At 66.7% G+C, this 16,952-nt stretch carries 19 protein-coding genes and 2 pseudogenes; 2 read left to right on the top strand and 19 right to left on the bottom strand.

Annotation, left to right across the window (positions count from 1 at the left end):
• Positions 1-148: 148 nt before the first annotated feature.
• Entirely contained in the window at positions 149-838 is a 690-nt protein-coding gene (locus tag I2456_RS02300; protein ID WP_085072558.1) for a GntR family transcriptional regulator, read from the top strand.
• On the opposite strand, the gene I2456_RS02295 is transcribed toward I2456_RS02300, so the two are convergent.
• Both I2456_RS02295 and I2456_RS02290 read right to left on the bottom strand, forming a co-directional pair.
• Positions 831-1,271, bottom strand: coding sequence for an SRPBCC family protein (locus I2456_RS02295; protein ID WP_068030543.1), 441 nt, complete (start codon positions 1,269-1,271; stop codon positions 831-833). The genes I2456_RS02300 and I2456_RS02295 overlap by 8 nt on opposite strands.
• A 33-nt stretch (positions 1,272-1,304) precedes the next feature.
• Entirely contained in the window at positions 1,305-1,781 is a 477-nt protein-coding gene (locus I2456_RS02290) for an acyl-CoA thioesterase (RefSeq protein WP_139822965.1), read from the bottom strand.
• A gap of 14 nt (positions 1,782-1,795) precedes the next feature.
• On the opposite strand from I2456_RS02290, the gene I2456_RS02285 reads away from it, so the two are divergent.
• A complete protein-coding gene (locus I2456_RS02285) occupies positions 1,796-2,902 on the top strand; it encodes an alcohol dehydrogenase catalytic domain-containing protein (protein WP_085072569.1) in 1,107 nt (368 codons plus the stop codon).
• A gap of 18 nt (positions 2,903-2,920) precedes the next feature.
• On the opposite strand, the gene I2456_RS02280 is transcribed toward I2456_RS02285, so the two are convergent.
• The 17 genes and pseudogenes from I2456_RS02280 to I2456_RS02205 form a co-directional block, all read right to left on the bottom strand.
• On the bottom strand, positions 2,921-3,445 hold the full coding sequence (locus I2456_RS02280) for a hypothetical protein (RefSeq protein ID WP_085072559.1): 525 nt from the start codon (positions 3,443-3,445) through the stop codon (positions 2,921-2,923).
• A gap of 150 nt (positions 3,446-3,595) precedes the next feature.
• On the bottom strand, positions 3,596-4,765 hold the full coding sequence (locus I2456_RS02275) for a CoA transferase (protein ID WP_085072560.1): 1,170 nt from the start codon (positions 4,763-4,765) through the stop codon (positions 3,596-3,598).
• Between the two features lie 22 nt (positions 4,766-4,787).
• Positions 4,788-5,246: pseudogene (locus I2456_RS02270) on the bottom strand (HNH endonuclease signature motif containing protein); the annotation flags it as partial.
• Between the two features lie 58 nt (positions 5,247-5,304).
• Positions 5,305-5,481, bottom strand: coding sequence for a hypothetical protein (locus I2456_RS02265; RefSeq protein ID WP_163703845.1), 177 nt, complete (start codon positions 5,479-5,481; stop codon positions 5,305-5,307).
• 19 nt (positions 5,482-5,500) lie between these two features.
• Positions 5,501-6,637, bottom strand: a complete 1,137-nt coding sequence (locus I2456_RS02260; RefSeq protein ID WP_139823051.1) for a hypothetical protein — start codon at positions 6,635-6,637, stop codon at positions 5,501-5,503.
• 552 nt (positions 6,638-7,189) lie between these two features.
• Positions 7,190-7,663 carry a phage protease gene (locus I2456_RS02255; protein WP_085073153.1) on the bottom strand — a complete coding sequence of 158 codons (474 nt, stop codon included), beginning with the start codon at positions 7,661-7,663 and terminating at the stop codon, positions 7,190-7,192.
• A gap of 21 nt (positions 7,664-7,684) precedes the next feature.
• Complete coding sequence (locus I2456_RS02250; protein ID WP_085073154.1) at positions 7,685-8,569, bottom strand: major capsid protein; 885 nt, start codon at positions 8,567-8,569, stop codon at positions 7,685-7,687.
• 20 nt (positions 8,570-8,589) lie between these two features.
• Positions 8,590-8,970 (bottom strand): capsid cement protein, encoded by a 381-nt coding sequence (locus I2456_RS02245; RefSeq protein WP_085073155.1) that lies wholly within the window; start codon positions 8,968-8,970, stop codon positions 8,590-8,592.
• Positions 8,971-8,987: 17 nt separating this feature from the next.
• Positions 8,988-9,569: a hypothetical protein gene (locus I2456_RS02240; protein ID WP_241007717.1), complete on the bottom strand. Its 582-nt coding sequence runs from the start codon at positions 9,567-9,569 to the stop codon at positions 8,988-8,990.
• Positions 9,566-10,024, bottom strand: a complete 459-nt coding sequence (locus I2456_RS02235) for a helix-turn-helix domain-containing protein (RefSeq protein ID WP_085073156.1) — start codon at positions 10,022-10,024, stop codon at positions 9,566-9,568. Before I2456_RS02235 ends, I2456_RS02240 begins: the two co-directional genes overlap by 4 nt.
• Positions 10,021-10,803, bottom strand: coding sequence for a hypothetical protein (locus tag I2456_RS02230; RefSeq protein ID WP_085073157.1), 783 nt, complete (start codon positions 10,801-10,803; stop codon positions 10,021-10,023). Before I2456_RS02230 ends, I2456_RS02235 begins: the two co-directional genes overlap by 4 nt.
• A 187-nt stretch (positions 10,804-10,990) precedes the next feature.
• The gene (locus I2456_RS02225; protein WP_139823052.1) at positions 10,991-11,323 is read right to left on the bottom strand and encodes a hypothetical protein; all 333 of its coding nucleotides are present in this window, start codon (positions 11,321-11,323) and stop codon (positions 10,991-10,993) included.
• Between the two features lie 129 nt (positions 11,324-11,452).
• On the bottom strand, positions 11,453-12,754 hold the full coding sequence (locus I2456_RS28285; RefSeq protein WP_169717183.1) for a DNA primase family protein: 1,302 nt from the start codon (positions 12,752-12,754) through the stop codon (positions 11,453-11,455).
• Positions 12,755-12,940: 186 nt separating this feature from the next.
• A pseudogene (locus tag I2456_RS28280) lies at positions 12,941-13,528 on the bottom strand (AAA family ATPase); the annotation flags it as partial.
• 473 nt (positions 13,529-14,001) lie between these two features.
• Entirely contained in the window at positions 14,002-14,358 is a 357-nt protein-coding gene (locus I2456_RS02215) for a hypothetical protein (RefSeq protein WP_085073162.1), read from the bottom strand.
• Entirely contained in the window at positions 14,355-15,722 is a 1,368-nt protein-coding gene (locus I2456_RS02210) for a recombinase family protein (RefSeq protein ID WP_241007848.1), read from the bottom strand. Before I2456_RS02210 ends, I2456_RS02215 begins: the two co-directional genes overlap by 4 nt.
• The gene (locus tag I2456_RS02205; protein WP_371869900.1) at positions 15,628-16,932 is read right to left on the bottom strand and encodes an HNH endonuclease signature motif containing protein; all 1,305 of its coding nucleotides are present in this window, start codon (positions 16,930-16,932) and stop codon (positions 15,628-15,630) included. Before I2456_RS02205 ends, I2456_RS02210 begins: the two co-directional genes overlap by 95 nt.
• Between the last annotated feature and the right edge of the window lie 20 nt (positions 16,933-16,952).

The raw sequence follows: 16,952 nt of genomic DNA, 5'->3' as shown, positions 1-16,952 counted from the left end.
ACCGCTTGCGCCAGATTGATATTTGATAAAACATGGTGTTGCCCGGGTCACATTAACGGCCTGGGTGGCCCTGTGACAAGACTTCGTTATCACCTCAGTCCAGACCCGTAACAATGCCCGACGAGACCAGAAAGTCCTGGCAGGACCCGTGAACGCACCACTGTCGGCGAAGCAGCGCAGCCGGCCGTTACGCCGCGCACAACTGTCTGACGAAGTCGCCGGGCACCTGCGCGCGGCCATCATGTCCGGGACATTGCGGCCGGGCACGTTCATCCGACTCGACGAGACCGCGGCCCAACTCGGGGTGAGTATCACCCCGGTGCGGGAGGCGCTCCTGAAGCTGCGCGGTGAGGGCATGGTGCAGCTGGAACCGCATCGTGGTCACGTCGTGCTACCGCTGACTCGCCAAGACATCGAAGACATCTTCTGGTTGCAGGCCACCATCGCGCGGGAATTGGCTGCAGCGGCCACCGCACGCATCTCGGAACGGGAGATCGGCGAACTCGAACGGATCAACGATGGGTTGGCGGCGGCCGTGGCGACCGGCGATGCCGAGACCATCGCCTCCCTCGAGTTCGCGTTTCATCGGGTGTTCAATCAGGCCAGTGGCCGGATCAAACTGGCGTGGTTCCTCTTCAATGCCGCGCGTTACATGCCGGCGCAGATGTATGCCGCCGACCCCGGTTGGGGCGTGGCCGCCGTCGACAACCACCGGAGCTTGATCGACGCGCTGCGACGCCGCGACTCAACCGCGGTGATCGAGCACACCGTCTGGCAGTTCACCGACGCGGCCCGCCGGTTGACCGAAGCCTTGGACAAGACGGGAATCTTCAGTTAGGGCTCATCTGCTCGGCGCGCTTCTTGACGTTCTCGGCCAGCGCATCGAGCACGTTGTTGAGCATCATCTTCACCATGGGCGCCGGCACGGGCATGCTCGGCTCGACGTCGATGTCCACGGTCAGCAGGCTGCTGGCGCCGGTCGCCACCACGCTGAACAATTGCTCCTGCTTGGCGAACAGGTCGCCTTGCTGCATCACGGTCTGAATCTGGTTTTCGCCCGGGTAGTACACGGCGTGGATATAGATGCCTTCGAGGCCGTTAATAGAGGTATCGAGCCGGACCTGGCTGGGACGGCCGTCGTCGTAGCGGGCGAGCACCCAGGCGCCTTTGACTCCCTCGTTCCATTCGGGGTAGCGCTCGATGTCGGCGACGATGGCCATGATCGACGCGGCGTCCGCATCGACCTCGACGGTCTTACTCATAACTGCCATGGCCGCAGCATACTGAATGCGCTGCGGCGGGCCTTATTTCACGCAGGCCGTGGAAAGCAGCTCACGGATCTCCGTAGGGATGGGGACGGCTTTGCGGGTGGTCCGATCGACGTAGACGTGCACCCAGTGTCCGAGCGCGGTGATCGGTCGGGCGCCCTGCGCGCCGGTCTGGAAGACGCCGAGCCGATAGGTGACGCTGCTGCGGCCCAGCCGGGTGACCGCGAGCCCCACCTCGAGGCTTTCCGGGAAGCGCAGCTCGGAGAAGTAGCGGCAGCCCGATTCGGCGACGATGCCCAGCGCCGGGATCGTCAGCGGGTCGACGCCGGTGCTGATGTTGATCCAAGCGTTGATCGCGGTGTCGAACAGCTGGTAGTAGACGGCGTTGTTGAGGTGGCCGAACATGTCGTTGTCGGCCCAGCGGGTCAGCACCGGCCACAGCACCGGGAAGTCCTCGCTGGTCAGCTTGTCCGGCGCGGACGGCACCGACGGGACTTCAGAAACCTCAGCCATGGTTGTATTCCAACATGATTCACATTCGGGGCGCGGTGCTGGACCGAATCGGGTCGCCTCGGCCGTACGCGGAGTCGAAGCCGATCAGCGTCGGGGAGCTCGACTTGGACGGGCCGCAGCGCGACGAGGTCCTGGTCCGCATCGAAGCGGCCGGGGTGTGTCACTCCGACCTGTCGGTGGTCAACGGCAATCGGGTGCGGCCGACACCGATGCTGCTCGGGCACGAGGCCGCGGGGATCATCGAGGCGGTCGGTCCGGATGTCGACGACGTGGCGCTCGGTCAGCGCGTGGTGCTGGTGTTCCTGCCGCGGTGCGGCCATTGCGTGGCCTGCGCGACCGAGGGCCTGACGCCGTGTGAACCGGGCAGCGCGGCCAACACCGCAGGGACGCTGCTGGGTGGCGGGATCCGACTGGACCGCGGCGGTCATCCCGTCTTCCACCATCTGGGCGTCTCCGGTTTCGCGACGCACGCCGTGGTGAATCGGGCCAGTGTGGTTCCGGTGCCCGACGACGTGCCGCCCCGCGTTGCCGCTCTGCTGGGTTGTGCGGTGCTGACTGGCGGCGGCGCGGTGCTCAACGTGGGTGATCCTCGGCCGGGTCAGACGGTGGCTGTCGTCGGGCTCGGTGGGGTCGGCATGGCGGCGGTGCTGACCGCGCTGACCTACTCCGACGTGCGGGTGGTCGGCGTCGATCAGTTGCCGGAGAAGCTCTCGGCCGCGCAATTGCTGGGTGCCCACGAGACGTACACGCCGCAACAGGCGGCCGATGCCGGGCTCAAGGCCGCGGTCGTGATCGAAGCCGTCGGGCATCCGGCGGCGCTGGAGACCTCGATTGCGCTGACCGCGCCGGGCGGACGGACCATCACCGTGGGACTGCCGCCGCCCAGCGCGCGAATCAACGTGTCGCCGTTGGGGTTTGTGGCCGAAGGACGTTCGCTGATCGGCAGCTATCTGGGGTCGGCGGTGCCCAGCCGCGACATTCCCCGATTCGTCGAGCTGTGGCAGTCGGGCCGGTTGCCGGTGGAGGCGTTGGTGTCCTCGACAATCCGGCTGGACGAGATCAACGAGGCGATGGATCACCTGGCCGACGGCACGGCGGTGCGCCAGCTGATCACGTTCTGAAGGTCGCCGGGCAGTGTCCTAGCCCGACCAATTTGAGTCGGTGAGCAGCGTCTCGGTGGGAGCGACTGTGGCGGTGTCGATTCCGGCCGCATTGAGGGCCTGTGCCTTGAACGCCACCGCGGCGGCGCTGAGGATGTGCTGCGCCTCGGTCATCCCGCGATCAAGGCCGAGCGGCCACCCCTGTCCCCACAGCGCAACCTCGGTCAACCGGTCAGCCAAGGCTTCTCGGACCTGTTCGCGCACGCAGTCGTGCGCGGTGAACGCCTCCACGCTGACGGCCAGGCTGTGACTCGGCTGGCCCAGTCGCGACTCCAGCTCCGCGGGGTGTACCCCCAGGATGCGCAGCGGTTTCTCATCGCAGCCACGCGGCAGCAAGACAGTGACTTCCCAACCCGCCATGGCCCGGTCGTAGAGCCACCCTCCGGCCGATTGCACGACGTCGACGGCACTGTGGGCTACCACGTCGAGCCGATACCTCAGGCATTCGCTTTCGGTGTGCGGTGGGCGTGCAGCACTCGTCGGGCTGCTTACCGAAGTGACCATCAATCCGTTCCTCTGCCACACCCGGACCGGTGCGCTCAGATGTGGCTGTCGCGCTCGCTTATGGGCCGTCGCCGCGACGGGAGGGGAGTGACGCGGCTCACCGGCTAGCGTGACACTTTTGTCCGGTTTTGTAAAGGTCCGTCGGGTGGTTCAAAGCTTTCGGCGCGCGGCCAACTCGGCCAGGATCTCGTCGGTGTGCTGACCGAGTTCGGGTGCTGTGCTGCGTGGCGCCCACGGCGTACCGTGAAAATCCGCAGGTGAGGCGACCATCGGGACGCTGGCCTGCCCATCCGGCACGTCGACGATGCCGCCCGCGGCGTGGAATTGTTCGTCGGCGACGACGTCTTCGAGTGAGTTGATCGGTGACCAGAAGAAGTCGGGTTCGGCGGCGAAGATCTCGGCCCACTCGTCGAGCGGTTTGGTGGCGAAGATTTCGTCCAATGCGGCGATCAAACCCGCGGCATTGTGCGCTCGGGAACGGGCGTCGGCGTATCGGGTGTCGGTCAGCCAATCCGGTCGGCCGACGGCGCGACACAGGGCCGGCCAGTGTCGGTCGACTTCCAGTCCGACGATCCAGAAGCGGCGCCCGTCGCCCGCGGCGTAGTTGTTCATGCACGGATTGCCCATCGTCTCCCGTTGGCCGACGGCGATGGGCTGGCCGGTGAGCAGATAGGTGTTGAGGTCGAAACTGACCGTGTAAGCGCCTTGGCGGTAGAGCGAGGTGGTGACCAGTTGGCCGGTGCCGGTGCGCGCGCGGGCCAGCAGCGCCGCGCACACCGCCGCGGCGAGGCTCATGCCGGCCGAGTGGTCGCCCATGCCGCCGCGCTGGAACGGAGGGGTGTCACCGGGTCGGGTGAGTAGATGAGCCACACCGGCGCGTGACCAGAACGCCGCGACGTCGTAGGCGGCGCGGTCGGCGTCGGGACCTGTTTCGCCGTAGCCGGTGACGAGGCCGTAGACCAGCCGCGGATTGTGGCCGGCCACCGATTCGTAATCCAGGCCTAGCCGGCTCAGCGCGCCAGGACGCACGTTCGTCACGAAAACATCCGCATCGGACAGCAATTGGCGTGCGGTGTCGCGCCCCGGGTCGGTGGTCAGGTCGAGCACGATGCTGCGCTTGGACCGGTTGTCCATCTCGAATGGCGGGTTGACGCTGAGGTCACAGCCCAGCATCCGGCCGAACAGCCGCCCCGGGTCACCGGTCGGCGGTTCGATCTTGATGACGTCGGCACCCCAGTCCGCCATGATGGCCGCCGCGGCCGGCCCGGCCACCCACACGCCCAGTTCGACGACTTTCACGCCCTCTAACGGTCCCGGCATGTTGGCACCCTAATCAGCCGCCCTAGAAAGGAGGTTCGTCGGGTGGGGGGTCTGGTGCGGGTTCGGCGGGCCGCCAGTCGGGTGGCAGTTCCTCGGGTTCGCGGGGATCGTTGACCCAGGTACAGAATGGACTGGTGCTCGGGCCGCCTTTGAAGGCAAAGAGCATGTCGCGCATGTGATTCCGGAATCGGCGAGCAGCGATCTCTTCTTGACGGGCCTGTTCCAGATAGCGGCGCTCCTCATTGAGTGGCCGCTGCTCGCGGTTATGCCTGCGCGCGGCGGCGATGCGGGTGCTGCGCCGTTGGGCTCGGCTGCGCGTGACCGGTGCTGGTGCCGCGCAAGCCGGCGAGCGCAACTGCGGAAAGAGGTCGGTGCCCGCCGGGACGGTGCGGTAGGTGCGCCCGGTCGGAGAGGTCCACACCACGGTGCCATCGATCAGCTGCTCGTCGCGCCAGCCACCGAAGGTCTTGAGCCGATGATGGCACTAGCGGCGCGAAGTACATTTCACGCATACAAACGCGGCGCCGCCCACCTCACTATCAGGAGTCATCATCCCTGGTCGCGGCAATCACCCGACGCAGCACGTCAAGCATGGGTTCCTTCTCGACGGGCAGAGCAATTTGCTCGCCTTCAAACACGTCGCCGTAGCTATGGGCGGTGGCCGTGTATGTGACTGCTATCTCGTCGGCCTCGAGACCGGGGTCCACAACAACCACTATGTCGTCTCCGTACTCGTCACTTCGCCACTCTGGATGCGGCCTTAGCTGCGGCAACGTGACCGTCACTTCGAGGTCCCCGTCGTCGTTGTGCCGCCATTCGATTGGGTAGTCCGACGGCGGGGCCAGCCGGGGCATAGCCGGCAGTGCGGTATAGAACAGCGGGTCCACCGGACGCTGCCAACTCGGGTCCGGAACCTTGTCGAATTCGAAAGCCTTCGAGATCCTCGAAGTTGACACCCCGTGCCCCGTGGAAGGTCAGGATGACCTGTACATCGTTGAGGAAACTTCTTGCCTCGTTCTTGATCCGAAACCGCAGGCCCGGCCACGCGACACCAGCGAGGTAGTCCCGGCACGCGGGCCAGCGCGCTTCTAGGCCTGCCCGGTATGCGGCTACCCTTTCCGTGATCTGCGCCTCGTCCAGCGGCTGTGGCGGCGTCGGCGGATTGATCCCCAGCGTCTTGTACAGCAGTTCCTCCCGTTTGGCGTCGTCCATCAGAGAGTCACGGCCTTGAACCTGACCAAGGTTGTAATACGGACGTTGACCGAGCATGTCGGTCATCCGTGGGATGGGGGTACCAGCTAGATCCCACGGCCTCTTTGGCCCGAGTTCCCGCAGCCTTTCCTGCTGCGCCTCCTCCGCCGCCTCGCGCGCCGCGGCCGCGGCCGCGCGCTCTCGTCTTTCGCGTTCGGCGCGTTCCTTCGCTTCGCGTTCGGCGCGAACGCGCGCATGCCCCTTATCGGACCGTTTTCGAATCCGCTGCTCATACATCTTCACGAAGGTTTCGAGTACAACCCTGTCATCAGTGAATGCATGAGCAGGCCCAAGTATGGACGCCTTGATTAGCATCGGCGGGGGGCCGGCGACGATATCGAGAAACTCCTCGCGGGTCCGGGCGTACTGAGGTTCGTTGAGGATTTGGGTGACCTTCAACAGATGGAACAGGTGGACCTTGAGGTCAGGGTCCAATTGCTCCCATTGCTCGCGCTCCGCCAGGGTGATCTCCTGATTGGTGACGAACGCGATGCCCACCCCGCCCTTGGCTTTCGCGCCCTTCATGTCTTGCAACAGCTTCTTCTTGATCGTGGCCGGCGTCTTCTGACCTAACGGGAAATAGGCCGCCATCACCCACGTCTCGCCATCCCGCTCACACATGGCGTCCCCACCACCGTCAGGGCCTCCGTGTGTATGTGCCGGGTCAATACGGGTGTAGCCCTCAGCCCCAATCACCTGCCACGCCAGCATCTCGGACTTGGATTGGCCACCTGTCCAATCGCGTAGCCGATGCCAGGTCTCGTCAAATCGGTTTCTCGGGACAGTCACGGTGCTCCACTTCGCCCCCGAATCGGGGATTCGTCACATCACAGCCCAAACGCTACATCCGCCATCAGACGGCACTCGTTGCGCTTCGAGCCCGATCTTTTTCGAGCCGCGCAAAAAATCCATGGCTACCCCGTGGGAGCCACCCCGAGGGGGGAGCCGAAGATTTTCGGGGGTGGGTGGCATCGGTGTGCCGCCGAGCCGAGGGCTGGCCGCGGCCCGCTGGCTGCTGGCTGTCTGGGCGCCCACCGCGGGCCTGGGCCGCCGTCTCGGGGGTCGTGGGCGGCGCCCCGGCAGCCAAGGACGAGTCGGAACCGGGGCGCCTGCCCACGCCGCGCCGGGGTGTGTGCGGGCTGTTGCACCCACCCGGCAGCGCGGTCTAGGTGGTCAGTAGAACCACTGGCCGGATGGGTTGGGGTCGGGCGTTGCGTCGGCGCTGTGCCCGACTTCGCTGAGTGGGACGGCGGTGCCGGGTGCGATGGAGGCCAGGTGCGGCAGCATCGTTTCGTCGTTTTCGCACAGGGTGATCCAGTGTTTCTTGCTGCTGGCCATGATGCGGCCGGTGTCGATGGCGTGGTCAACGGCGGCCTCGACTTTGGCCTTGGCTGCCGCGGCGATGACCCGTCTGCCTTCTTGGGCGTCGCGGCGCAGTGCGTCGGCGGTGGGCTTGTCGATGACCTCCATGCCGTGCCGTGCGGCTGCGGCGACGACGGCGCTGGCCTTGGCGGTGTCGAGGCCCTGGACCTGGGTGGCGAGGTCCTTGGCGGTGTCCACCACCAGGTTGGCGTCGTCGGTGTCGGCTGGTAGGCCCAGTGCGTCGAGTAGCGCCGCGGTCTGGGTGTCGTCAAGCGTGAGTGCCATGGTGTGCGTTTCCCTTCTGGGCTAGCTGAGGCCGGTGATTTTCTTGGCGGCGTAGGGCCGGTCGACGGCCATGGCGGGCACGGCGTAGACCTGCAGCACCCACGACCGGGTGCCCTTCTCTTCCCAGATGTCCACGGTGAGCGGCAGTTCGAAGCCGACCGTGCCCACTGCGCCCTGTTCGAGGACGAAAGCTTGCCCGATGGGGATGCGGGGGTTGGCGAACATGCCGTTGGTGAAGCCCGCGGATTCCAGTGCGGCGTCCAGGTTCTCGGCGTAGGCGACGCGTAGCTGCTTGGCCTGCTCTGGGTGCACAATGAGCAAATCGTGTTGCACACCAAGCTCTTCCAAATCGGCCATCTCTTGCGCCTCGGCCCAGTGGGCACTTGGCCGGTCTGCCGATGGGGTGATGGCATCCAGCGGCCCCACCATGACCAGGTCATCCCATCCGGCCGCGGGTGCCAGGCTGCCGATGCTGGCGGCCTGGAGGGCGGCCACCGCACGGGTATCCAACTTACGAGCAAGGGTATTCGAGAGCTGAGTTACAGTGTTGTCCAACAGGTTTGCGTCATTCCGCAAGATCGCCTCGGCAGGCAGGATGGCCTTGGCGCCCCAGTCCTCCACGGGTGCTAGCCGCGGCTCGGGTGCCACGCCTTCGATGACGGCGTACTCCGCGCCCGGTGTGCGCTTCTCCATGCCACCTGCGGCGTAGTAGTCGGCGGCGGTGATGGTGCTGTAGAGCAGCGCGCCGCCCTGCACCTGCGTTCCCAATTGGCGGAAGAACTTGCCGAGCAGCAGTTGCTTGTCGGCCAGCTTGGCGATGCGGGTCTGGATGATTGACGGATGCTTGAGCGCGGCATCGACGGTCAACTGCTGCCCGGACAGGGTGGGGATGAGCGGTGAAGTCATGGCGGTTCGGTTCCTTTCGGTTAGGCGTAGAACGCCACTTCGGCGACGGCGCCGTCGGCGGCCCCGGTGACGGCGAACCCGACCACGACGCCCGCCGCGGCGGTTGAGGCTGCACCCCCTGCGCCGACCTGGACGGCGGCACCGGCGGCGATGGCCCCGGAGGCAAGGACTTTGACGACGCCGCCGCGGGCCACGTGCACCAACTGACCGGTCGCGGCGTCGTGGGCGGCCACTCCGAACGCGCGGTCCCCTGCTGCGGCTGGCGCTACCGCGAGGTTGCCTGCGGCGGTGCGGTTGCCGCTGATCTTGACGAACTTGCGGGCGCTGATGGTGGCGGTGGCTTCGCCGGTGATGTTCGCGCCGGGGGCATACGAGTAGGGGTTGATGCGGGTAGTCGACATGCGGGTGTCCTTCCGGGTTAGACGGCCAGGGTTCGGGTGCTGCGGGTGCGTCGGGCACGTGCCACCGCGACAGCGCGGGCACGCTGGCTGGTCGCCTCGCCGCGCGGTGGTGCGGCCAGCACTAGGCGGCGCGCTGATGCTGCTGCGACGCCGTACAAGTCGGTGATGTCGGCCAGCGTCTCGATACCCGGCGCGGTGGCACCGAGTAGCGCCACCGCGGTCAGCACCAGCGGCCACACAGTGCCATCGGGTGCGGTGTAATCCACCAACGCCTCCACCGACCGCGAGGGATAGCTGTGCGGCAGCAGCGCGGCGATGGCGGCTGGCACGTCCACAAAGTCGCCGACCAACGTCGCACCGGCATCGGCCAGGCGCAGGTTATCGACGCGGCCAAGTGCGGGACCGCCGTCGAAACGGGGGTCGCTGTGCCCGATTTTGAGCCGAGCCCGCGGCAGCACACCCGCGGCGTGCGCGGCGACGACGGCGGCCAGATCGTCGGCCGTCACCGTCCAGCCATCGGGGTGGCTTGCGGTCTGCCACGTTCCGACCCGCATCAACTCCACGCCGCGGATGGTGCGCAGGTTAGGCACAACGCTCACCTGCCCTGCGCCGCGGCCCTCCGCTGGCTAAAAGCGGTGACGGCTGCGGCGTCGAACTGCCAGCGGGTGCCGGTGCGGCTGGCCGGTAGGCGGCCGCGGCGGGCAAGGTCGCGGACCCCGTTGGCTGAGATGCCGAGGAGGCGTGCGGCCTGGCCGGTGCCCATGGTGCCGGTGACATGCGGACCAGCGTGCACCGAATCACGTTGCAGTGCACGCACACTGGCGGTTGTTTCTGGCGGTTGCGCCGAATGCTGCTGCTCAGCAACCGAATCGGGCACTGGTGGTTGTGCTGGCGGTTCGGCCGAGTGGCGCACAGCGCGGCGCAGCTTCGCCGTCACCGACTCCAGGCGCGCCGGGGTCGGCCCAGCCGTCAACTGCGCCAAGCGGTCCAGCGCTTCCACAACAAACGCGCCGTCATAGGCATCGAGGTACACACCGGCCAGCCGCTGAATCACCGCGCACCCACATCGGCATCGGGGTAAACCATCAGCGAATCGAGGCGCACCAACTCCGCCTGCAACAACGCCACTAGGGCATCGGGTGCAAGGTCGGAGGCCATGCGCGCTACCGCAGGAGCGGCCACGCACCAGACGCCGCGGGGCGTCAGACCGCCGAACGGCTGTTCGCGGCACTCGCGCACGGTCAGGTCATGGGCAGCCGATGCCATGTCGTCAGCGTCGGTGATCTGTGCAATTGCTAGCACGTAACCCGCACGCAGACAACGTAACTCAAAGTCGTCATCGCCGCCTGTGCACCGCACCCGCAGGTCTTCGCGCTGGTGGTCGGTCAGCAGGTCGCGCAGCCGGTTGATGATGCGCCACACTAGCAACTCGACCTGCGGGCGGTCACGGGCACAGCACGTCGGCAGCACCACAGCGGCGCCGCGAATGACGGCATCGTCCAGCACCCGGCGGGCGTCACCGACCAAACGCACATCCGCGGCGCGGAACACTTCGTACGGCATTGACGCCAGGCCAACATCGTCCGGGCAGCACTCGCACGGCGTGCTGGCATGGTCCACAGCTGCCGCGAAGCCCACATCAAGGCCAGCCAGCCCAAACCACAGGGCCATGGCAGCCGTGGCATCGGCGCGCACCTGCCGCCGCACATCGGCGGGGTCGGCGTCGGTGACCGGGTTGACGGGCTTCCGCGGCCGGTTCCGCATCCGGGCAGCCACCCGCGCCACCACAGCCTCGTCATCGTCGGCCGGTTCGCCGCTACTTACCTCGCTCATTTTCCCTCCTGTGTTGTGCCGTGAACGGTTGTGCTGCGGAGTGTTTCGGCTGCCTCGACTAGTGCATCGGCCAATGCGAACGCTTCGGCCGGTGACACCGTCAGGATCACCGGCCCCGCGCGGATGCTCACGCGGCGTGTGCGGAGCTTGGGCACCACCGCAACCGCGTAGTCGCCGCCGTGGACGGTCAACCGCATGCCGCACCGGCATTGGGGTGCTCGTGTAGCGGCTCGCTGGGATCGCGCGCGACGGGCGGGTCGGCGGCGTTGTGGCCGCAGCGCACGGCCGGGTCCAACGGCACTCCATCCGCGCCCAGACGCCACCCTGACGGGTCGCAGCCGCGGCAAGCACGAATGGCTGCCGCGCGCGCCGCCCGCGCCGCCTGCGCCGCACCACGGCCAGTACGGCCCTCCAGGGCGGCGGCCACCTCGCGGGGCTCCGCTCCCGCGGCCAAGCCCGCAACGGCAACGATGCGAGCCCAGTCCTGCGTGCTGACCCAGCGGCCACCGGGCATGCTCACCGCACACGCTCGCCGCTGCGCTGGCCGCCCTCGGGCCTTTGACCTGCGGCAGTACGCAAAGCACGCAATTTCTGTATGACGACATAGGCGCGCGCGTACTGGTGAACCCCCAATTGCGTACTTTGCGTGCTATTCGCCTTCATCGTCGCTCACCTTCACCGCAATTCCGGTGCGCCATCGTTTGCCGTTGGTAGGACGCCCGGCCTGGTAGCCAAGGCGGTCTAGCGCTGAACCGAACGCCCGCTGCGACATCGCCTCGGCGCCATCACGCACCCGCCACCGCTCGAAGGCCTCGTGAAGCTGCGCGGTGGTTGCCTTGAGCGCCGGACTCGTCGTCACGCACTCTTCCGCTATGAAGCGGCGCGCCGCATCGCTCTCGGACTGGTAGTCGTCGGTTGCCGTGCGCACCTGTTCGGGTTCGTCAAGGCCCCAGGCAAGGTAGTCGGCAAGGCCCGCGACAGCCCAGGACAGAATGCCGTCAGCTTCGCAGTGCAGCTTTGTGTCCAGTTCGGTGTCCTGGTCGTGGCTGGGGATGCAGACGGCGAACGGCACCACGCGGATACGCGCCCAGACGGCCGGGTCGTCACCGGACACCTTCGGCAGGTGGTTGGTGACCAGGATCGGCAGGTGCGACGGGGTAAAGGTGACGAAGTTGCGGCGCATGTGGCGGGCGGTGACGGGGTCGCCCCCGGTCAGCCGCTTCATGGTGGCCTCGGCCAGTCGGCGGTCGCGGTCAGACTCCGACACCACTATCAGGCGCCGCCCCAAAAGGTCCATCTGGCCGGTGGGATGCGCCCCTTCGCGGTGCATGAACAGATCCGGTTCAGCCACGTGACCGTAATCGTCCAGCGCGTACAACAGCGCCTTGTACAGGGTGCCTTTCCCGTTGCGGCCGGTGCCGGTGAAGATGGGCAGGATGTGTTCACGCACCTCGCCCAGCAGCGCAAGCCCGGCCAGGCGCTGCACGAATCCGCGTACAGCCCCATCGGGTAGCACCCGCGCCAGGAACGCCTCCCACACTGCTGGTTGTGCCGCCTCGGGGTGGTACGCGCCGCGGCACACCTTTGTGATGCGGTCGGCCGGGTTGTGCGGCCGAAGCTCCTGCGTGCGTAGATCAAGTGTGCCGTTGGCGGTGTTCAGCAGATATGGGTCGGCGTCCAAGTCGCGCACGGTGGCCGCGAAAACCGTTAGCGCAGCGGCGATCTCCAGCACACCTGCAAGCCCGGCAGCGGATTCGCACTTGCGCACGTCCGCCCGCAACTCCCTATCGCCCAGCGACTCTGCCAAGGCTCGCCGCAGCACATCGAGAACGGCGCGGTGGGCGGCCCCGGTGTCGTCGGCTGCCCACCGTCGCCCGTCCCACTGATGCCAGCCGATGCCGTGGACGTGTAGCAGCTTGTTCTCGTAGGCCGCGGCCAACAGGTACGCCATGCGCACCTGCCCGGAATGTTTGGCCTGCTCGGCGTCCCGGATGCCGTGCGCTTGCCCGCTGTCGCCGACCGGCAAACCATTGCGGGCCTCTTCGACTGCCACGAGGTCGTCTAATCCCAACCCGGCGGCGATGTGGTCCGCCAAATCCTTGCCAGCCCTGGCTTCCACGATGCGCACCGATGCGGCGATGCCTTGAAGTTGCTCGGCTACCTGGTAGGCATGCCGGCGGCCGGGCTCGTCGCGGTCGGCGACGATCACGACCGGATGGTCGCGCAGTGGCGTCCAGTCGAACTTGTGGGCTTTACCGGCGCCCATTGCGCCGCACACCGCGACTGCACCTACCGCCCTTGCGGCCTCGACGTCCTTCTCGCCCTCGACGGCGTACACGGTGCCGTGCGCACCGATGTTGTCCACGCCGTATAACGCGCGGCCGCTGGTGTTACCGGATTGCGCGAATTTCTTGCCGGGCTTTCGGTGCACCTTCCGTCCATCGGTGTAGGTGTAGGTGCGGCTTGGGTTGTACGCCGCACGGATACGCGGCTCGTCGAAAAGGTCGCGGTCCGTCAGCCCGATGGCGCCCAAAATGTCCCGGTGGTCGCAACCGGCGTGGCAGTACACCACCACACCTGTGCCGTCACGGCGTTGCTTGATCGACAGCGACGGGTTGCTGTCGTCGTGAGCAGGGCACTGCGCGGCAAGCTGATCACCGCGCTCAACGACGTGTTTTCCGTTGCTGCGCAACGCCTCTGCAATCGCTATCAGCGCCGCACTCATTGCCGACCTCGCTGCGCTGTTCCGGCGCTGCGGCCTAACAGCGTCCCGGCGGTACGCTCAGTGTGCAGTTGTTGTGATGAAGCCTCCCCGAATGCCCGTTCTGGGAGGCTTTTTCGTTCATTCACGCCTGCGCACCACCCAACGCGGCGGTGCGGGCTGGCTTCAGCAACTGGGCAAGTTTCGTCCGCTGGGCATCTGTGAGCGGCGGCGCCTTCGCAAGGGTGTCGCGTATGTAGTCATCGAGGCGAGCTGCGGCGAAGTCGCGCCGCGCCTCAGTCGTCTCGGCCGAATCTCGCCCAGTGGCGTGGGCAGACTGCGCCAACCTGGCGCGAGCGGACCGCGATTGCGGCGAAGTGGGCACAGGCATCGGAGGGAACTCCCAAGGGGCACAAGAAGTGGCCCCTCCGATGAGAGGGATTTCAACGCGTCAGCGGCTGATCGGCAATTGCTTCCGACCGGCGGCGTTACCCGCGCTAACGGGAAACGATACCAGCTATCGCATGTAGAGGAAGTTCCGTCTGACCTGTAGCCGCCCAGGCATCGAGCGCCTCCACCATGCGGGCGTGCGCGCGGGTCTCGCGGGTTTCGTCGAAGACGACCTGGGCGCTGAGGCGGCAACCGCCATTACCGCACCTCAAATCAATCCGGTCACGTCCTTGGCCGCTCTGGTCGGCTCCGTGTCCACGACCGCCGTCGCGTGCAACAGCCCACCCGCGCGCGTCGTCCATGCGAAGTGTTCGCACCATCCGCGCCACGTACAGCCGTGTGTGGGGCGCACCCGGCGCGCCGTCGCAATGAACCTCGATAAGGTGTACGTCATCGTCGCTCATTTCCAGTTCACCTTCACTCTCTCGGGATTGAACACCTTGCCGCCCTTGCCAACTGGGGCAACTTCGAACTCCACCAACACGTCGATGACCGCGCGCAGGCGGTCCGCGGACAGCGCCCGGACCCGCTCGGCGACTTCTGGTGTCCCGAGCGGCAATCCGTCGAATACGCGCAACCGTTCCTGATCGTGCTGGCGGCGCTCGATGCCGGCCAACTGCTCGTTAATGCGATCGGTCATGGCGCGGTAACCCTTGCCGTCGATCAGGCCGTCGGCCCGTTCGATGGCGATGTCGTCCAGGCGCGCCAGCAGCGTCGCCCGCTCACCGCGTAGCCGCTCCGCTTCGGTGGTGTCGTGCAGTTCGGCTTTCAACAGGTCCACCGCGTCCGGCTGCGCCAACCGCCCCGCTACGACGCCGTAGACCAGCGGCTCAACGTGCTCAGCGCGCACCGACACCCCGCGGCACGTCTTGCACGCGTAGGTGATTCGTTTGTCGAGGGTCTGCATCCCGGACAGGTAGCCGCCGCAACCGTCCTTGCCGCATTGCAGCACGCCGGTTAACAGGTGGCGGCGCACCGTCTTGCGGCCCGGTGCCCGTCCGGGCGCTTCCAGCACGCCTTGGACGGCGCGCCACGTGTCCTCGTCCACCAGCGCTGGCCACGTGCCTTTGCCGACGACGACACCGTTGTGGTCCCGCAAACCGGCATTGCGGGGCTTGCGCAGAAAGTTCGAGACCTGCGGCTGCGTCCACTTGCGCCGTTCCACTACGGGCTGCGCGTCGCGGATCGTTTGGCCGTCGGCGTTCTTGGGCTTCACCCAGCGCTGCGTCAGCGCGCCCGCGTCGTTCCACATCCGGCACACGTCGCCGAGAGAGGCCCCGGCAAGGACCGCCGCGTACGCCTCACGCACCAGCGGCGCCACCGCAGGATCGGGTTGGTAGGTGTCACCGATGTAGCCGAAGGCGCGCCGCCACTTCGGTGCGCCGCTCGCGGCTAACTGCTTGGCCGCGGCCCGCTGCCGCTCACCCTTGTGCTCGGACTCCTGCGTCGACACGCTGCCGATGATGGTGGCCAGCATGCGCCCGGTGGCGTTGGAGAGGTCCATGTCGCCGCCGTTGACGGTGCGAATCTCCACCCCGGCGGCCACGTCCAGCAACCGCACCAGGTCAGCAAGACGCCGGTAGAGGCGGTCGGGGTGCCAACAGATCAGCGAGTCGATCTCGCCGCGCTTCATCGCATCCAGCAGCGCCTCGAACTGCGGCCGCGTCTTGCCGTTATAGGCGGATAGGTCGTTGTCGTCGAAGCGGGCCACCACGTTCCAGCCGAGGCGTTCGGCCAGTGCGGTGCAGTCCTCGAGTTGCCTGGTCACGCCGTGGCGTTGGCCGGAACGGTCCAGGCTGATACGGGTGTAGATGGCGGTAGCTTGGCGCATCCTTAAAATGTACTACGGATATCAGGTGATGCAACCGGCACAGGCATTTCAGATTCTCGAATACCGTGCGCCCTCCCGCGGTGGGGTCTTGGTGGTTGAACGGCACCGTATGGTCGAGGTCGCAGATGACAGCAGGGCGGCCACATCCGGGGAACCGGCACGTCAGGTCCCGGCACCGGACTGCGCGTTCCAAGGCGGCCGAGGGCTGGTACCGCAACGCTTCCGCCGCACTGGTCAACGAATCCACCGCATGCAGCGATGCCGTGGCCGCCAACTGACGTACTTGTTCTGCATCGATAATTCCGTAACCCTCGAGGTACCCGGGTCGTTCGCTGTCGCCAAGCAGGGTCTCATCGGTGGCCACCACATTGATCACTACCCGTACTCCGGCCGCCTCGGCCGTGTCGCTCGCCTTTGCCGGGCAATTCGATTGACCACACGCACAGGGCAAAGCGCGACCTTCCGCCAAGGCTGCCAACGCATCCGCGCGACGCTGATCCAGTGTGCGGGGATCGGCACCACACACCAGGGTGGCTAATTGCGACAATCGCCGATCAAACGCCGTGGCCGCCGCCGCGGCTACCCGCCCATACACTTCGGCCATCCCGTCATCCGCGGCGGTGATCCCGATATGGCGGTCTTGATCTGCAGTCTCCCGGCGTTCCTGGGCGGCATCTGGATCCAGCATGCGCACCGTGGCATCGACCGCATTGAGGATGCGCCGCTTGGACCACCCGCGCCAGGAGGCGATCTGGGCAACGAGCGACTCATCGACCGCCGCCATGACCTTCTCATCGGTCAGCAGATCGGTCCTGCTGATGATCAATCGCACTGTGCGCCAGTCGGTACGGCCTTGCGCCAGTAACGCGCGGATCTTGGGCAACCGGGTGTCGAGCGCCTCGGCATCGCTCACCACATAGCTTGCCGCCACCGGCGACAGGTTCATCACCGCGGCCACCTCGGCCGCGGTGTGCTCGAAGGCTCCGATCCTGGCATAGTCGCCGCGCTCGGCGGCTCGCTCGGTGGCGTCCGAGCGATACCGCAACAAACCTGCTATTGCCGCCATCCGCTGTGCCACCAACACCGATTCCTGCCGATATGTCGATGCGACCGCAGCCACCAATGTCTCCGGACCTACCGTAGCCACTTCATCGAATATACTTTCGA

Origin of the sequence: Mycobacterium kubicae (assembly GCF_015689175.1) — a bacterium.
Lineage (GTDB): Bacteria > Actinomycetota > Actinomycetes > Mycobacteriales > Mycobacteriaceae > Mycobacterium > Mycobacterium kubicae.
This window is presented reverse-complemented; position numbering and strand designations above follow the sequence as displayed.

Bases quoted from the DNA above. Each gene is read 5' to 3' on its own strand.
- I2456_RS02295 (WP_068030543.1), bottom strand. From the start codon at position 1,271: ATGGCAGTTATGAGTAAGACCGTCGAGGTCGATGCGGACGCCGCGTCG.
- I2456_RS02290 (WP_139822965.1), bottom strand. From the start codon at position 1,781: ATGGCTGAGGTTTCTGAAGTCCCGTCGGTGCCGTCCGCGCCGGACAAG.
- I2456_RS02285 (WP_085072569.1), top strand. From the start codon at position 1,796: ATGATTCACATTCGGGGCGCGGTGCTGGACCGAATCGGGTCGCCTCGG.
- I2456_RS02280 (WP_085072559.1), bottom strand. From the start codon at position 3,445: ATGGTCACTTCGGTAAGCAGCCCGACGAGTGCTGCACGCCCACCGCAC.
- I2456_RS02275 (WP_085072560.1), bottom strand. From the start codon at position 4,765: ATGCCGGGACCGTTAGAGGGCGTGAAAGTCGTCGAACTGGGCGTGTGG.
- I2456_RS02260 (WP_139823051.1), bottom strand. From the start codon at position 6,637: ATGTGTGAGCGGGATGGCGAGACGTGGGTGATGGCGGCCTATTTCCCG.
- I2456_RS02255 (WP_085073153.1), bottom strand. From the start codon at position 7,663: ATGGCACTCACGCTTGACGACACCCAGACCGCGGCGCTACTCGACGCA.
- I2456_RS02250 (WP_085073154.1), bottom strand. From the start codon at position 8,569: ATGACTTCACCGCTCATCCCCACCCTGTCCGGGCAGCAGTTGACCGTC.
- I2456_RS02245 (WP_085073155.1), bottom strand. From the start codon at position 8,970: ATGTCGACTACCCGCATCAACCCCTACTCGTATGCCCCCGGCGCGAAC.
- I2456_RS02230 (WP_085073157.1), bottom strand. From the start codon at position 10,803: ATGAGCGAGGTAAGTAGCGGCGAACCGGCCGACGATGACGAGGCTGTG.
- I2456_RS28285 (WP_169717183.1), bottom strand. From the start codon at position 12,754: ATGGCGTACCTGTTGGCCGCGGCCTACGAGAACAAGCTGCTACACGTC.
- I2456_RS02215 (WP_085073162.1), bottom strand. From the start codon at position 14,358: ATGAGCGACGATGACGTACACCTTATCGAGGTTCATTGCGACGGCGCG.